The sequence below is a fragment of the Bradyrhizobium sp. PRIMUS42 genome (assembly GCF_023006515.1).
GTDB lineage: Bacteria > Pseudomonadota > Alphaproteobacteria > Rhizobiales > Xanthobacteraceae > Bradyrhizobium.
This window is the reverse complement of sequence record NZ_JALBGZ010000735.1, coordinates 1-3,019: the sequence shown is the minus strand read 5'-3', so window position 1 is coordinate 3,019 and position 3,019 is coordinate 1. Positions and strand designations below refer to the sequence as shown.

1 protein-coding gene is annotated in these 3,019 nt (G+C 66.2%); it reads right to left on the bottom strand.

Translation table 11 applies throughout. The features are described from left to right. Positions 1 to 3,019 (bottom strand): beta strand repeat-containing protein (locus tag MOV75_RS32750; protein WP_369010477.1); only part of this gene is annotated, 3,019 nt, incomplete at both ends.

Below are 3,019 nucleotides of genomic sequence, written 5' to 3'. Positions count from 1 at the left end.
CGTCGAATCCTGCGCCATGACCGCGGCACCAGTGCCGGTGCCGCCCGTGCCGGTGATCTGGCCGCCAAGCATCGCCACCACGGAGTTGCTGACATTGCCGACCGCGACAGCCGCATCGGCGCCGAAATAGAGCGCCGCACCGCCGGCGATCGCCTCGGTGTCGATGGTATTGCCGGAATAAGGTCCGGTGGTCGCGTCCTTGACGACCGCCGCAACGGTGACGACAGGTGCCGAGACGGCCAAAGGCGTATCTGCGGCCACCAGCACGCCGGAGCCGTTGCGTCCGTAGTCACTCAAATTGGCGAGCACGGTGCTGTTGACGCTGGTGTAGCCAATGCCGGCCCCGATGCCGACATTCTTCGCAAAGCCGGCGCCGAGAAGATACATCTTGGCGGCATTGGCGCTGGTGGCGGTGACATTGACCTGCGTGCCCGTGAGGTTGCCACCCGCGATCTGTGCGACGACAGCATCGTTGCCGCCGCTCAGCACGCTGCTGACGTCGTAGGTCGAGCTGACGTTGGCGCTGTTCGGATTGCCAGCGGTGCCGCTCGCGACCGCACCGCTGCCGTGCGCGTTGTTGGTGCCGCTGTTCACGGACGCGATGGTGCCGTTGTTGCCCTGATTGAGTTGGCCGGTCTGCTGGCCCTGGGTGTCGGCATCCGCGGTGTTGGTGCCGATGATGATGACGCCGACGGTCGCGCCGATGCCGACGCTGCCGCCGATGCCGGCGGTGACCGCGTAGGACAGCACTTCCTTGGTGCTCAGCGCGCCGACATTGATCGCACCGGACGAGTTCAGATTGCTGTTGCGGCTCTCCGCGATGGTCTGGCTCTTGAACACGATGACGTTGGCCGCGGCGCCGACGCCGACCCCTGCCCCGCTGGCGCCCACAGCAAGCGCGCCGGCGATCTCCTTGATCGCGACGTCCTCGGTCGCGTTGATCGTCACAGCGCCGGCTGTGCCGCCCGTCACCCCCTGCAGCGTGGTGTCATAGACGCCGGCTATGGTGGTGTTGTTGGCGACCTCGATGTTGGCCATGCCGGCGATCGCCGCCGTGCCGGTCGAGAGCGCGCCGCCGATCGCATAGGCCTCGAAGCGGTTCTTGGTGGTGGCCTCGACGTCGAGCGCACCGCTCAAATTGAGCGCGGTGGTATGCGCGGCGCCGTTGCCCTGATAGCGGAACTCATCGCCGACATAGGCCAGGGTCCGGTTCGAGGAGACCTGGACCAGGAATGCCGCGCCGATCGCGGCCTGGCTGCCATAGGCGCCGGAGCCGTTCGCAGAGAAGATGCCGGTGTTGTTGTTGGCGTTGACCGTGAGTGACGAGGCCGTCAGCGCGCCGCCGTCGACATAGGCTTCCGTGGTCGCCTGGAACACGTTGAGCCCGACCGAGCCGGTGTTGAAGCCGATCGCGATCGAAGACGCATCCTGCTCCGCATTGGCCTTCACGGTGACGGCGCCGACCGTCTCGCTCGACGACTGCACGCCGCCGACCGTGGCATTGGTGATGGTGGCGAAGGTCTCGCGCGACATCGTCGTCGAGATGATCGTCGCCCCACCGCCGCCGCTGCTGCCGTATGCGATGCCGGCGCCGAACGCGCCGGAATAGGAGAAGCTCGACGCGGCGACCTCGATTTGCGGCTTGAGCGTCGAGGAGGTCAGGCGCGTGTCGATGGCCGCGCTGTCGATATAGGCCCGCGTCGCCCCGCTCATCACATTGGTGATCGGATTGATCATGATGGCGATGCTGGAACTCGCGGCAAGCGAGGCGACGTTGGTCACGACGGCCTGGTGGGAACTCGCGACCACGGCAAGGCCGCGCACGGTGTCCTGGTTCTCAGAGAGATCGGGCGTGGTGTCGGTCGGCGCATGGGCGGTGCCGAGATCGAACGCGTGGACGAGCGTGCCGTTGTTGACCGACAGCGTATCGGACGAACTGGTTCCGAGCGCATCGACCTTGGTGTTCGCCCCGCTGATATACGCTGCGGTGGTTCCCGTGATCTGGTTGGTCACCAGCGAACCCGCGCCGCCGGCCGCCCCCTTGCTGATCGACAGCGCACCGGCGAACACAGCGGCCTTGTCGTTGTTGCCGGCGATCACGCCGACATTGTTGGTGGCCGTGACGTCGGCCCCGTTGATGCCGTTGGTGCCGGCGGCGGTGATGCTGGCGGTGACGTTGGTCCCCATCAGATTGGTGGCGACCGAACCGGCGAGGCCAACCTGCGAGGACATCGCAATGCCGACGGCGACGGTCGAGATGCTGGCGTTCGAGCTCGCACCGACCCCGACATTGCCCGAGGCGGTCAGCTTGGAGCCGGTGACGCCGGCGCTGACGTTGTTGGCGATGCTGCTGTAGACCAGCGCCAGGCCCGCAGCACTGCCCTGCGTCGAGGCGCCCGCAACCGCAGCGGTCCCGGTAATGCTGGAACTGTCGGTCGCGCTGACGGAAATGTTGCGGGCCGTGACGGAGGATTGCGTCGTGCTGGACTGGTTGTTGCCAATGGCCGCCGAAACGGTATTGGAGATGCTGCTGATCGTCGAGCCGCCGACGCCAGCAAACTGTCCGATCGCAAGACCAAAGCCGATCGTGACCGACTGGATCTTCGAGGAGTCGACCGCGCTCACACTGACATTGCCGTTGCTGCCGGCCGTCATCAGGACGTTGGCGATATAGGCCGAATGCGTCGTTGCGATCGTGTCGTAGACGATCGAGGCGCCGACATTGTTCTTGCCGGCCTGGATGAGGCCCGCAACGGAGATGATGCTGGCGCCCGGACCATTACCCGTGCCGCCGTTGAGCGCAGCCGCGCCGAAGTCGATACAGTTCTGCCCGCCCGTGCCGCCGGCAACCGTGCAGGTGTCCGTGGCGAGATGATTGTTGTTCGACCTCCTGACGAGGTTGCCTAGCGCCGTGTCCAGCGCCGACACCGCGCCGCTGTCCGCCAGCACCGTCACGCGGCCGACGTCGATGCTCACCGTCGCGCCGCTGCTGATATAGGCCGTCGTGGTCGGCGATATC